The sequence below is a fragment of the Serratia sp. BNK-17 genome, assembly GCF_048684935.1.
Taxonomy (GTDB): Bacteria; Pseudomonadota; Gammaproteobacteria; order Enterobacterales; family Enterobacteriaceae; genus Serratia; species Serratia nematodiphila.
This window is the reverse complement of the sequence record NZ_JBLQTR010000001.1, coordinates 4,195,300-4,207,689: the sequence shown is the minus strand read 5'-3', so window position 1 is coordinate 4,207,689 and position 12,390 is coordinate 4,195,300. Positions and strand designations below refer to the sequence as shown.

Here is a 12,390-nt window from a genome sequence, read left to right as displayed (position 1 = left end):
GGTTATTCGCTCCACTTAGACTGGCTTGATGCCGGCGGCCAACAGCGCCTGCTCAAATTTATCCAGGAAAATACCCAGCTCATCGTTGGTGATCAGCAGCGAAGGCAGCAGACGCAGCACGCAGCCGTTGCGGCCGCCGCGCTCCAGGATCAGACCGGATTCGAAGCATTTCTTCTGCAGCAGCGCGGACAGTTCGCCATCGGCCGGGTAGCAGCCCATGTGATCCTGCGCTTCGTTCGGCTTGACGATCTCGATGCCGATCATCAGGCCCAGACCGCGGACGTGACCGATCACCGGATAACGTTTCTGCAGCTCGGCCAGCTTGCCTTTCAGCCACTCACCCTGAGCGGCCACTTTGTCGGCGACCTTATGCTCTTTCAGGTACTGCAGGGTGGTCAGGCCGGTGGCCATCGCCAGCTGGTTGCCGCGGAAGGTGCCGGTGTGGTGGCCCGGTTCCCAGGCGTCGAACTCTTTTTTGATGCCCAGCACCGCGAGCGGCAAGCCGCCGCCGACCGCTTTCGACATCACGATGATGTCCGGCTCGATGCCCGCGTGTTCGAAGGCGAACAGCTTGCCCGTACGGGCGAAACCGGCCTGAACTTCGTCGATGATCAGCAGAATGCCGTGTTCCTGGGTCACTTTGCGGATGCGCTGCAGCCACTCGGCCGGCGCCGGGTTAACCCCGCCTTCGCCCTGAACGGCTTCCAGGATCACCGCAGCCGGTTTACGCACGCCGCTTTCCACGTCGTTGATCAGGTTGTCGAAGTAGTAGGTCAGCGCCTTGACGCCGGCTTCACCGCCGATGCCCAGCGGGCAGCGGTATTCATGCGGATAAGGCATGAACTGCACTTCCGGCATCATGCCGTTGATCGCCGCCTTCGGCGACAGGTTGCCGGTGACCGACAGCGCGCCGTGGGTCATGCCGTGGTAGCCGCCGGAGAAGCTGATCACACCGGAACGGCCGGTGTGCTTTTTCGCCAGCTTCAGCGCGGCTTCCACCGCATCGGCGCCGGACGGGCCGCAGAACTGCAGGCAATACTCTTTGCCTTCGCCAGGCAACAGAGAGAGCAGGTAATCGGAGAAACGATCTTTCAACGGGGTCGTGAGATCGAGAGTATGTAACGGCAAGCCGCTGGTAATGACATTTTGGATGCTTTGCAGGACGTCGGGGTGATTATGTCCAAGAGCCAACGTTCCCGCCCCGGCCAGGCAATCAAGATATTGATTATTCTCAACATCAGTGATCCAAACGCCCTGGGCTTTCGCAATTGCCAACGGCAATTTGCGCGGATAACTCCTAACATTCGACTCAAATTCGGCTTGACGCGCCAAATAGGTTTCATTGTTTCCGTTTAATGAGTTTGCAACTAAAGTATCAATACGGACTTTATCCGTCATCATATCTCTCCTACAACCGAAGGTCTCAAGACGCAACGATTGAATTAATGAATTAGAAAAGTAACTGCCTTGTGAAAAGCGCGACCAATATATGGCTTTTTCGCCTGGGACTCAATAGCCGATTTTGTTTTGAATTGTTTAGTTTTTTCTTAGGCTCATCAATATGTTGTTGATTTGTTGACCGTTGGTTTTGCCGGCAGAAAACAACATTTCTTTAACATTGCGTAAAAATCCTTTTCTGCTTTCCTTTGGCTGCTTCTTTAATGCATTTATTATTAAGGTGAATTTCCGATTAATAACATAAATAGAAAATAGCGGCTTATTTTCATCTATTCACCACCTTAAGTCCTATAGCGGTTATATACACAAAATTTGTGATGAATATAAGCAATCGAGCGTTAAAAGCGCAGTACCCAGAGTGGTGATTTCTTGCAGATTTTACGTAGCGCGATCAAAACAGCGGGATTTTTGTGCGGTGCCGGCATGTCTGCCGGCGCCGCGGTCATTAACGTTGCCGTAACCAGGCATGATAGCGCCGCAGAGTGCGGCGGGTGCGCCACCGATCGATGAGCAGCGACCACAGCGGGGAGTAACGCACGTTGCGCGTCCGATCGCGGCTCAGAGCGTGCATGCGGCGCTTGATCAGCGCCATGCGGGCGAGCAGCGTCAGCGTTTTGTCGCGCCATGTTACCGGCGCGGGCAGCGCATGAGGGGCTTCGCCGGTTTGCCAGCGGCGCGGCAGATCGGGAATTTCCGCCATGGCGGTGGCGATGCCGACCACCGCGACGCCGCTGTTCAGCACCCGTTGCGCCACCGTCGGGCGGGTGATGCCGCCGGTGGTCATCACCGGCATGCGGGCTACTGCGGCGAGATCGCGGGCGAAGGTCAGAAAATAAGCTTCACGCGCCAGGGTACTGTCGTCTGCCGTTTCGCCCTGCATCGCCGGGCTTTCATAGCTCCCGCCCGATAACTCCACCAGATCGACCGGCAGTTCGTTGAGCATCAGCAACACCTGCCGGGCTTCGTCCGGCGAAAAGCCGCCGCGCTGAAAATCGGCGGAATTGAGCTTTACCGCCACGCAAAAACCTGGCGAGACCCGCTTGCGCACCGCGCGCACCACCTCCAGCAGCAGGCGGGCGCGATTTGCCAGCTCGCCCCCCCAACGATCGCTGCGCTGGTTGGCCAACGGCGACAAAAACTGAGAGATCAGGTAGCCATGCGCCGCGTGGATCTGCACGCCGGTAAACCCGGCCCGCTCGGCGGCGTGCGCGCTGGCGGCAAAGCGGGCGATCACCTCGGCAATCTGCGCTTCGCTCATGGCTTTCGGCTGCGCGAACGCTTTACTGTACTTACCCATGGCCATCGGAATGGCGGAGGGCGCCCAGGCGTTGCCGCCCATGTCGGCCATTACCTGGCGGCCCGGGTGGCTGAGCTGCATCCAAACCTGCGCGCCTTCCTGGCGCGCGGCCTTGGCCCAGGTTTCGAACGAGGCGAGCGGCGTATCCTGTTCCAGCACCACGCCGCCGGGTCCGGTCATGGCGCGGCCGTCGATCATCACGTTGCCGGTGATGATAAGACCGGCGCCGCCGATACCCCAGTGGCGATACAAGCGCCATAGCGCGGGGCCGGGCAGTTGGCCTTCATCGGCCAAATTTTCTTCCAACGCGGCTTTGGCCAAACGGTTGGTCAGGCGGCTGCCGTTGGGTAGTGTCAGTGGGGTAAACATCGGGTTTGCGCTCCTGTCGCAGGGGGAATGGCGCTATACTAGGTTTAAAGTTAACTTTAAGGTCAATAGGGCATGAAGATCGGAGAATTGGCGGAACGGGCCGGCGTGGCCGCCTCGGCGATACGCTACTACGAGCAGCAGGGGCTGCTGCCCAAAGCGGTGCGCGGCGTCAACGGTTATCGGGTGTATAGCGAAAGCGCGCTGGAACGGCTGCATCTGATCCAAATTGGCCAGAATCTGGGCTTTTCGCTGCAGGCGATCCAACGCGTGCTGGCGCTGCAGGGCAGCGCTTATGAGGATGGGTTGATACAGGGCGTCGAGACCCGTCTGGCGGAAATCGAGCGGATGTTGGTCACGCTGAATGAGCAGCGAGAAGCATTGCTGGCGACCCGACTTACCTTGCTGGGATCCGGCGTGGCGGGGTTATGCCAGGTCAAAAATGAAAAGTTGGCCGGTGCGTGGCCGGCCTGCAAAGATTAGCGGCGTTTAAAGGCGGAGCGCCCGGCATATACCGCCGCGGTGCCCAATTGGTCCTCAATGCGCATCAGCTGATTGTATTTTTCGATGCGCTCGCCGCGGCACGGCGCGCCGGTTTTCACATGGCCGGCTCGCATCGCAACCGTCATATCGGCGATAAAGCTGTCGACGGTTTCGCCGCTGCGGTGCGAGATAAAGGCGCCCCAGCCGTTTGCCTGGCAAAGCTGCACGGCGGCGAAGGTTTCGCTCAGGGTGCCGATCTGGTTCAGCTTGATCAGCGCGGCATTAGCCAACCGTTCATCAATCCCGCGCTGGATATATTTCACGTTGGTGACGAACAGATCGTCACCGACCAGCTCCACCTGATCGCCCAGGGCGTCGCTCAGAATACGCCAGCCGGCCCAATCGTCCTCGGCCAAGCCATCTTCAATCAGCACAATGGGGAAATCCTGTACCAGCCGCTGGTAATAGGCCGTCATCTGGGTTGCGTCCAACTCGAGGTTCTCGCTGCGCAGGCGGTATTTGCCGTCGGCGTAGAATTCACTCGAGGCCGGATCCATGCAGATAGCGATATCTTCTCCCGGTCGGTAGCCGGCTTTCTCTATCGCCTGCACGATCAGCTCCAGCGGCTGGCGGTTTGAGGCGACCGCCGGCGCGAAACCGCCTTCGTCGCCGACGCCGACCGACAGGCCTTGTTCCAACAGGATTTGGCGCAGCGCCTGATAGACTTCACTGCCCCAGCGCACGGCCTCGCGCAGCGACGGCGCGCCCAGAGGGGCTATCATAAACTCCTGAAAGTCCGCCCCTTGCCAACGGGCGTGCACGCCGCCGTTGATGATATTCATGCAGGGCACCGGCAGCAGGTTGGCGCCGATGCCGCCCAGATAACGATACAGCGGCAACTGCGACAATTGCGCTGCGAGGCGGGCGGCGGCCAGAGAAACGCCGAGCAGGGCGTTGGCCCCCAATCGGCTCTTGTTCTCGCTGCCGTCCAGCGCGATCAGTCGGCGGTCAATCTCCTCTTGTTGGCGCACATCCACCCCGCGCAGCGCCTCATTGATCGCCGTTTTGATGCTGTGCACCGCCTCCAGTACGCCTTTGCCGCCGAAACGGTGCGGATCGCCGTCGCGGTGCTCCACCGCCTCGCGCGACCCGGTGCTGGCACCGGAGGGGACCGAAGCCCGGGCTACGACGCCCGCCGCGCTCATTTCGACTTCGACGGTCGGGTTGCCGCGCGAATCCAGGATTTCTCTGGCGGTTACGTTTTCAATCTCATAGCTCATGGGTAGTCACCTCATTCTAGGGAGTTGGCACATGCTTTATCAGCACGTCGATGGACAAATGGTTAATGAACTCGAAGCCGAAGGAGGAAAAGACGCCGAACGGACGGTTCTGATGGCCTAACAGCAACAGATCGACGCCTTCGCGGGCAATCAGGGCTTCGACGTCTTTGAAGCGATGGATACTGACAATTGCGCGCACCTCCAGGGGGATTGAGCAGTCTTCCACCAGACGGCTGAGCATGGCCTTGGCGGCGATCACCTCGCTGGACTGGCGATCTTTGGTCAGCGAATCGCTGAGATAGTCCAGCTCGGCATAGTCGGCGCTGATGTGCGCCACGGTAATGCGCGTATTCATCTGCTGATTGAGGCGTTCGGCATGATGCAACAGCAGCCGGCCGTCGCGTTCATCCTGCACCAGCAGTAAAGCATGTTGGTAGAGCGGCATGACTTATCTCCCTGCGTTAGCGATCTGGCGGGTTAACCACGGTAAAACCTCTTTTTTCCGGCTCGTCATGCCGGGCAGAGACACCTGACGAATGTCGAGCACCCGGTTCGGCGAGAAATACAGTGTGGAGCGACGCCAGGTGATATCGGTGACCAATAGCGCGGCCATCTCCAGCCCGGCGTCCTGCTTCGCATGTTCAAGCGCCTGTTGCAGTGCGGGCAACAGCGGATCGATGTCGCTCATGGTCCGCACTTCTATCTGCGACAGCAGCAGCGAGACGCTCTGGATGCGGTAATTCTTGGCGTCGCGGTGCAGCAACTGCGCGGCGGATTGCCCCGAGAGATCGGTTTTGGCGGCGAGCAGCCCGGCGGTGAAGGCGTCATAGTCGACATGAGAAATTGCGCGCAACCGCGAGACCGCCAGCCGATCCTGTTCGGTGGCGGTCGGCGCGCTCAGCGCGACGGTATCGCTCAAAATGGCGCCCAGCAGCAGCGTGGCCTGGGCGGAAGAAAGCGGCATCGGCCTTTCCGTCGCCAGGATCTGCAGGATCACGGTGGCGCAACAGCCGACGGCGCGAACCCAGACATCGGGCGGGTTGCGAGTGACTAACGTGCCCAGCCGGTGATGGTCGATAACGCCGACCACATCGCTGTCGGGCAATGAGGCCGGCCCTTGTTCGACGTCGGTAAAATCGACCAGCCAGACTTTACGGTCACGGAGATCTTCTGTCAGCAGCGGAGGCGCTTGTACGCCGGCGGCGGCCAGTATGTAGCGGGTTTCCGGCGTCAGTTCGCCAAGGCGGAAAGCGACGGCCGGTTTGCCGAGGTGATTGAGCCAGTCCGCGACCACCAGCGCGCTGCAGATGCTGTCGCTGTCGGGATTTTTATGGCCGAAAACGTACAGCGGCATTTCCCGCGCGACGGCATCGGGCTGGAGTGGAAAAAGGGTAAAGCGTGAGATTTCATTCATAGCGACTCCTGACATACCTGCCTAAAAAATAAAGCGAAGTTGTATATCAGGCGTCATCATCCGGTTCGAGCGAACGCGGCGGTTGGGAAAGGTGGAACACCATCACCTTGTTAACGACTGTAGCGCAGCGCGGTGACAAACGCAACGCCCGGCAAAGCTGACGAGAATGCGCAATCGGATTGATACTGAGTGAGTCTATGATGGACAAGGATATTTGCCGCTAACCGACGGAAACGCTGAACGGACTCACGCCGGCTATGCCGGGTCCGTCGGTGACACAATGGGAGACAACATGCTCGAACCCTGCTTCCCCGAAAACGAAGCCGAACGCCTGTCGGTATTGCATTCGCTGAACGTGCTGGATTCAAACTCGGTGGAAAAACTGGATCGCCAATGGTTTTTATCGCGTTACGGTCTGGATGCCCGGGAAACGCCGCGCAATATCTCGTTTTGCGGCCATGCTATCTTGCAACGCGAAGCGCTGCTGGTGCCCGATACCGCCAAAGACCCGCGATTTTTCGATAATCCGCCAGCATCGGCGCGGCCATTTCCCCACGCGGCGATGTGACGGAGGAGATGCTGCTGACCCGCGCCGACGGCGCAATGTATCAGGCGAAATCGGCCGGAAAGGGCACTTATGCCATCTGCGAGCTGTGAGCGTGCAACGGTGGCGGTCTCAGGGTAAGCTGTTTTTTCTTTTCCTGTGAGCAGAACTCCGGATTTATTGCATGGCGTCAAATCATCAACATACCGACTGGCTCGAACTGCAGCGCGATGACGAAACGGGTATTGAGAGCGTCAACGCCCACTTTCAGGGGCATGCCTACGATCCTCACGATCATGATGAAATGCTGGTGGGCGTCACGCAGCAGGGCTTGCAGCGTTTCAATTGCCACCGCTCGCTGCATACCAGCCGGCCGGGGCGCGCCATGCTGATCGAGCCGGGCGCGGTGCACGATGGCCATGCGCCGCAGGCCGAAGGGTTTACCTATGCGATGCTTTATCTACCGCAGCGCTGGGTCTCCGACGCGATGCAGCGCCGCGGATTGGGGGACGCCTCAGTGCTGGAAGGCGCTTTCCACAGCACGTTGACCGACGATCCGATGCTGGCGACCGCGATACAACAGGCTTTTTTTGCGTTGCATCAGAGGGAAGGCCGGCTGGCGCGCGATCAAAGCCTGGACCAACTGCTGACGCTTTTGGCGCGGCATATACGCGTCAGGCCAACGTCCCAAAGCGATGACGCTTTGATTGAGATGAATCGTTTACGGGACTACTTGCACGAGCACATGGCGGATAATCCCAGTCTGGAGGAACTTGCGCTTCAGTGCGGCCTGGATCGTTTCCGTCTGACTCGCCAATTCGCCCGCGCTTTCGGCCAGTCGCCGCATGCTTACCTGATCCGGCTGAGGCTGCGTGCCGCGCGACTGTTACTGGCGCAGGGGGAAGAGCCGGCGCAGGTCGCCATGCAGGTCGGCTTTGCCGACCAGAGTCATTTGGGCCGCTGGTTCCGGCGCGCCTACCGTTTATCGCCGGCGGCCTATCAACGCCAGTGCACAAACGTTCTATACCGCTGACTCGCTCATCGCCGATGATGCGCTTTTAAGAGCACAACGGAGTAAAGCGAAACATGTTTGATACCAAGATAGCGTTTATCGTGCGTGACGATCTGCAAACCTGGCAGCGGCTGAACGTGGTGGCCTTTCTGGCGACGGGGATCGCCGCTGCGGCCCCGGAGATCATCGGCGAATGTTACGTGGATGCGGAAGGCAGACGCTACGGCGGCATTTCCGGGCAGCCGATGCTGATTTTCGCCGCGGATCTGCCGGGCCTGCAAAATGCGCATCGTAAAGGGCTGGAACGGGAATTGACGCTGATCCCCTATGTGCACGCCATGTTCTCGACCGGGCACGATGAAGCCAACCGGCAGGTTTTTCTCGCTGAAAACGCGGACAACCTGGATTTGGTCGGCCTGGCGCTGCGCGGGCCGAAGAAAGCGGTGGATAAGGCGATAAAAGGGCTGACGCTCCACGCCTGAGAATACCGTTAGCGCGGTGCGCTTCCAATACGGCGCTTAGGCCTGGAACGTCTGCAGCCAGGCGGCGAATTTTCTCACGATCTCATCGTCCCGATCGCGCAGCAGCAGGGAGTAAACGCCGGTTCGGATAGTCAACGCCGGGAAAGGCGACACCAGCCGACCGGACGACAGATGTTTGGCGCAGAACAGGTAAGGTACGACGGCCAGCCCCAGGCCGTCTTCGGCCGCCTGAATGGCGGCGAAGGTATGGTCGAGCGTGAGCGGCGGCGGTGAGGCGTCCAGCGCCGTCGGGTAGGTATTCAGCCAGCTGTGCCATAAATCTTCCCGGGCGCGAATGCGGATGGCGGTATGCTCGCCAAGCTTGTCCGGCGCACTGACCGGCATGGCGCGCAAATAGCTCTGGCTGCAGACCAGCAAGCTGTCTTCCTGCAGGAAAGGGATCGCCTTCAGCCCGGAGAAGTGCGCGGGATCGCGCCGGATCGCCACGTCAAACGGCGTATTGCGATCGACGGCGCCGGTGCTGGTGGTGATATCAACCGCGATCCCCGGATGTATCTCATTGAATGCCGCCAGCTTTGGCATCAGCCAGTGCATGGTAAACGTCGGCAGGCTGTGCACTACCAGCCGCTGCCGGCCGGCGCTCGCTTTCAGCGCGCTTTCCGCCGCAAACAATTCGCTTATCACCCGAGACGCGGTGCGCGAAAAATTCTCACCGGCCGGCGTCAGCCGCACGGACTTGTGTGCGCGATAAAACAGCGTGATCCCCAGCTGTGCTTCCAGGCTGCGAATATGGCGGCTGACCGCGCCGGTGGTGAGAAACAGCTCATCCGCAGCGGCGCTGAAGCTGCCAAGACGGGCGGCGGCTTCGAAAGCGGGCAGGTGCGGCAGGGAATAAAGTCGCTTCATAGGTTGAGTTTAGCTCAACCAAATGAGGGAGAAAAGATCGTTTGTCGGCCATTGATTTTGCTCATTATTATGGCGCATTCTCCCTTGTCTGTGAGTGTGTCATGCTGACGTTTTCCCCACCTGTCGCCCGTGTTAGTCGAGTCATCCTCACCCATCGATGGACAGGGAGGCGGCGCTGAGATGCGAGCTTTCTTTCTGCTTTGCGTGAGCCGGGCCGGCCTCTGCCTGGGCACCATGATGTTCGCCGGCGCATTGCCGACCATCAGGAGCGAGTGGCAGCTCGACGCCGCCTCCGCCGGCACGGTGCAGACGGTGTTCAGCCTGACCAACGCCCTGGCGTTGCTGGTGGCCTCCTGGTGGTGTGATTCGTTGGGCGCCCGCCGGGTTTATCTGCTGTTCTCCTGGCTGGGTGCCGCTGCGTTGATGCTGTTCGCCGTATTTGCCCATTCTTATCTCGGCGCGTTGGTGTTGATGGCCTTCGTCGGTTTGACGCAGGGCGGGGCTTATACGCCGGCGCTGCTGTTGGCGATGGGGATGAACGGTCCGGCGCGGCGCGGTTATGCCATTGGCATGGTGCTGGCGGCCAGTTCGCTGGGGTATTTTCTGTCGGTTTTCATCGCCGGTTGGAGCGCCACGCGCTGGGGCGCCGGCGTGGCGTTTTCGCTGTGTGCCGCCGGTGCGTTACTGGGAGCGCTGGCGGGATCGTTGGCCCTGGTCGGTTATCGGGAACCGCAACCGCGCACGCTGGGGAGGAAGACGAAACGTGAAAGCTATGCTATCACCTACGCGACCCTGCTGTTGCTGATCGGGTATATCGCCCACAGCTGGGAGCTGCTCGGCAACTGGGCCTGGGCGCCCAGCCTGGTCAGCGAGGCGTTGAGCGGCTTCTCTCTGGATCCGCTCAGCGCCGGATTGATCGTCGCGGCGGTGATCCACCTGGCCGGCATGGTGGCTACATTGATTGTCGGCACCGTTTCGGACTATTTCAATCGCGCGTCGGTGCTGATGTTTATGGGCGCCGCCGGCGCATTGGGTTCGCTGTTGATGGGGTGGTCGGCGAACTGGGGGCCGGGCTGGACGCTGCTGGTCGTCAGCATCGGCAGTTTCTTCATCCTCGGCGACTCCGGCGTGCTGTCGGCTGCGATGGCGGACAACGTGCCGCCGCAACAGCTGGGCAGCGTGATGGGCTGGCGATCGTTGCTGGGGTTCGGCATCGGTTCGTTCGCCCCGTTATCCTTTGGCGTGGTGATGGATACCACCCACAGTTGGGGCGCGTCTTACGCCGTGCTGGCCTGCGGCGGCGGGGTAGCCTGTCTGGCGGCCTGGCTGCTTTGGCGACAACATTTGAAATGAGGCACGGGCATCATTAATGAATGGAACATCATCACGCATTATTATCGTGGGCGCCGGGATTGTCGGGGCATCGATCGCCTATCATCTTGCGCGTCAGGGGCAGCGCGTTATCGTCGTTGAGCAGGCGTATCCCGCAGCGGGGGCCACAGGCAGCTCGTTCGGCTGGATCAGCGAAGGCGTACCTGACGGCGCTCCCGACGCGTTTCTGCGGCGCGAGATCGTGGCTGACTGGATGCGCCTGACGCAGGAGATCCCGGAATTGTGGGTGAATTGGTCCGGCGCGCTCAGCTATGGTCAGGCGCCGGCTACGCAAAACCCCGACAATCGGCGTCTGTCCTTAGCCGAGGTGATGGCGCTGGAGCCGGCGCTCTGGCGGCCCGATAGCCAGGCCTATTTTGCGGCGCGCGATGGCGCGGTCGATCCGCAAGAGGTGACACAGCGGCTGCTCGAACGGGTAGGCGCGTTGGGCGGCGAGTTGCTTCTGGGACGTGCGGTCAGCGGATTTCTGCGCGAAGCCGGTGGGCAGATAACCGGCATCGTTACCGATGAGGGCGCGATCGCCGCCGAACGGGTCGTGCTCGCCTGCGGTACGGGGATCTCTGCGCTGCTGGACGGCAGCGAATTCTCGTTGCCGATCGAGGCGTCGCCGGCAATTTTGTTGCGCTATCACGCGGCGGCGCAGGCGGTGAACACGCTGATTGCGGGCGACGACATCGAAGTGCGTCATGCGCAAAATGGCGATCTGCTCGCGGCGGAGGATTATCCCGCTGGCGGCGATGTCAAACACGTGGAAGAGGACGCGCGATCGGCGCTTCAAAACCGCCTGCACGGCTCGGCGCCATTGCAGCTGCAGACGTGTTCGGTGGGGCTGCGCCCCAGGCCGCGCGACGGTTATCCCATCCTCGGGCCGCTGGGCGCCACCTGTCTCTATGTGGCGGTGATGCATCCGGCCGTGATGTGCGCTCCGACTCTGGGGCGGCTGGTCAGCGACGAGCTGCTGCACGGCGTTAATCCCGCCATTCCTCGCGGCTACCGCCCGGCGCGATTCACTGATCGGGCTGCTGGATAATCTTTCCGACTATGGATTCACATCGTAATGCGCTCAACGTTGCAGCGGTTTTTTGCGCCGTCGGCGAGGCTCTTATATATTTATTAGCATGCCTGAGGCAGGTTAGGCATGAAACGGCGGTCGATCGGGCCGCTGCAAGTACGACAGTTAATCCGTTCGCCAAGAGGCTCCGAGCCTGTGCTTTCGGTAGGGACAGCCGCCAATCGTTTCTACGGCGACCGAAGGCGGAGCAGCTACTCACCGGTCACGAGGACACTTACCATGCATAAGAGAACACTGGCGTCACTGCATTACGAAAACATGCCTTACGATGGGGTACACTTTCACATTTTGAAACGGGAGACGCCTGGCCATACGGCGTTGCTGAAGCTGGATGCGGGCAGCCGGCAACCGGCGCGTTTTCATCCGGGCTGGGTGAAACTGATGGTGCTGAGCGGTGAACTGAAGGTTGACGATCAGACGTTGCAACCCCATGAGATGTTGATCATTCCTGCCAATACCGCTTATACGGTACAGGCCATCACGGAAGTGATTTGTCTGGCGATTTCAGAGCTGGACGGCGCCGAGTTGGCCCGTTGATGAGATAACAACGTTGGATGGAGGAGAGCCTAGGCGCTCTCCCTATCCCTTCAGCAGTAAGCCGTCCCCCAGGCCGCGCTACTTGCTGATTGATGCGTACACCTCCTGATTATGCCACCGCGCTTTCCCTCTCCATCACTTTCGGCC

At 60.3% G+C, this 12,390-nt stretch carries 12 protein-coding genes, 1 pseudogene and 1 riboswitch; of the genes and pseudogenes, 7 read left to right on the top strand and 6 right to left on the bottom strand.

Annotated features, from left to right (window positions below; all coding sequences use genetic code 11):
• Positions 1-15: 15 nt before the first annotated feature.
• Both ACMGF7_RS19990 and ACMGF7_RS19985 read right to left on the bottom strand, forming a co-directional pair.
• The gene (locus tag ACMGF7_RS19990; RefSeq protein ID WP_164094959.1) at positions 16-1,398 is read right to left on the bottom strand and encodes a diaminobutyrate--2-oxoglutarate transaminase; all 1,383 of its coding nucleotides are present in this window, start codon (positions 1,396-1,398) and stop codon (positions 16-18) included.
• A gap of 505 nt (positions 1,399-1,903) precedes the next feature.
• Positions 1,904-3,124, bottom strand: coding sequence for an NADH:flavin oxidoreductase/NADH oxidase family protein (locus ACMGF7_RS19985; RefSeq protein ID WP_164094958.1), 1,221 nt, complete (start codon positions 3,122-3,124; stop codon positions 1,904-1,906).
• A gap of 72 nt (positions 3,125-3,196) precedes the next feature.
• Between ACMGF7_RS19985 and ACMGF7_RS19980 the strand changes: the two genes are divergently transcribed.
• A complete protein-coding gene (locus ACMGF7_RS19980) occupies positions 3,197-3,604 on the top strand; it encodes a MerR family transcriptional regulator (protein ID WP_031299644.1) in 408 nt (135 codons plus the stop codon).
• Here the strand turns inward: ACMGF7_RS19980 and eno are convergent.
• The 3 genes from eno to ACMGF7_RS19965 are packed head-to-tail and all read right to left on the bottom strand — an operon-like array spanning position 3,601 to position 6,298.
• A complete protein-coding gene (gene eno, locus ACMGF7_RS19975; RefSeq protein ID WP_164094957.1) occupies positions 3,601-4,884 on the bottom strand; it encodes a phosphopyruvate hydratase in 1,284 nt (427 codons plus the stop codon). The genes ACMGF7_RS19980 and eno overlap by 4 nt on opposite strands.
• Positions 4,885-4,900: 16 nt before the next feature.
• Entirely contained in the window at positions 4,901-5,329 is a 429-nt protein-coding gene (locus ACMGF7_RS19970) for a hypothetical protein (protein WP_004937850.1), read from the bottom strand.
• 3 nt (positions 5,330-5,332) lie between these two features.
• Complete coding sequence (locus tag ACMGF7_RS19965; RefSeq protein WP_164094956.1) at positions 5,333-6,298, bottom strand: DHHA2 domain-containing protein; 966 nt, start codon at positions 6,296-6,298, stop codon at positions 5,333-5,335.
• Positions 6,299-6,338: 40 nt separating this feature from the next.
• Positions 6,339-6,414: riboswitch (Fluoride riboswitch) on the bottom strand.
• A gap of 176 nt (positions 6,415-6,590) precedes the next feature.
• On the opposite strand from ACMGF7_RS19965, the pseudogene ACMGF7_RS19960 reads away from it, so the two are divergent.
• From ACMGF7_RS19960 to ACMGF7_RS19950, 3 genes and pseudogenes are all read left to right on the top strand, one after another.
• Positions 6,591-6,827: pseudogene (locus ACMGF7_RS19960) on the top strand (sensor domain-containing diguanylate cyclase); the annotation flags it as partial.
• 199 nt (positions 6,828-7,026) lie between these two features.
• The gene (locus tag ACMGF7_RS19955) at positions 7,027-7,875 is read left to right on the top strand and encodes an AraC family transcriptional regulator (protein WP_164094955.1); all 849 of its coding nucleotides are present in this window, start codon (positions 7,027-7,029) and stop codon (positions 7,873-7,875) included.
• A 53-nt stretch (positions 7,876-7,928) separates the two neighbouring features.
• Positions 7,929-8,336: a DUF2000 domain-containing protein gene (locus ACMGF7_RS19950; protein WP_049241007.1), complete on the top strand. Its 408-nt coding sequence runs from the start codon at positions 7,929-7,931 to the stop codon at positions 8,334-8,336.
• 36 nt (positions 8,337-8,372) lie between these two features.
• On the opposite strand, the gene ACMGF7_RS19945 is transcribed toward ACMGF7_RS19950, so the two are convergent.
• Positions 8,373-9,242: a LysR substrate-binding domain-containing protein gene (locus ACMGF7_RS19945; RefSeq protein ID WP_049241006.1), complete on the bottom strand. Its 870-nt coding sequence runs from the start codon at positions 9,240-9,242 to the stop codon at positions 8,373-8,375.
• Positions 9,243-9,422: 180 nt separating this feature from the next.
• On the opposite strand from ACMGF7_RS19945, the gene ACMGF7_RS19940 reads away from it, so the two are divergent.
• The 3 genes from ACMGF7_RS19940 to ACMGF7_RS19930 all read left to right on the top strand — a co-directional run bounded on the left by ACMGF7_RS19940 (position 9,423) and on the right by ACMGF7_RS19930 (position 12,243).
• On the top strand, positions 9,423-10,595 hold the full coding sequence (locus ACMGF7_RS19940; RefSeq protein ID WP_239504273.1) for an MFS transporter: 1,173 nt from the start codon (positions 9,423-9,425) through the stop codon (positions 10,593-10,595).
• A 16-nt stretch (positions 10,596-10,611) separates the two neighbouring features.
• On the top strand, positions 10,612-11,664 hold the full coding sequence (locus ACMGF7_RS19935; protein WP_197763559.1) for an NAD(P)/FAD-dependent oxidoreductase: 1,053 nt from the start codon (positions 10,612-10,614) through the stop codon (positions 11,662-11,664).
• 261 nt (positions 11,665-11,925) lie between these two features.
• Positions 11,926-12,243, top strand: coding sequence for a cupin domain-containing protein (locus ACMGF7_RS19930; RefSeq protein WP_015377878.1), 318 nt, complete (start codon positions 11,926-11,928; stop codon positions 12,241-12,243).
• Positions 12,244-12,390 lie beyond the last annotated feature (147 nt).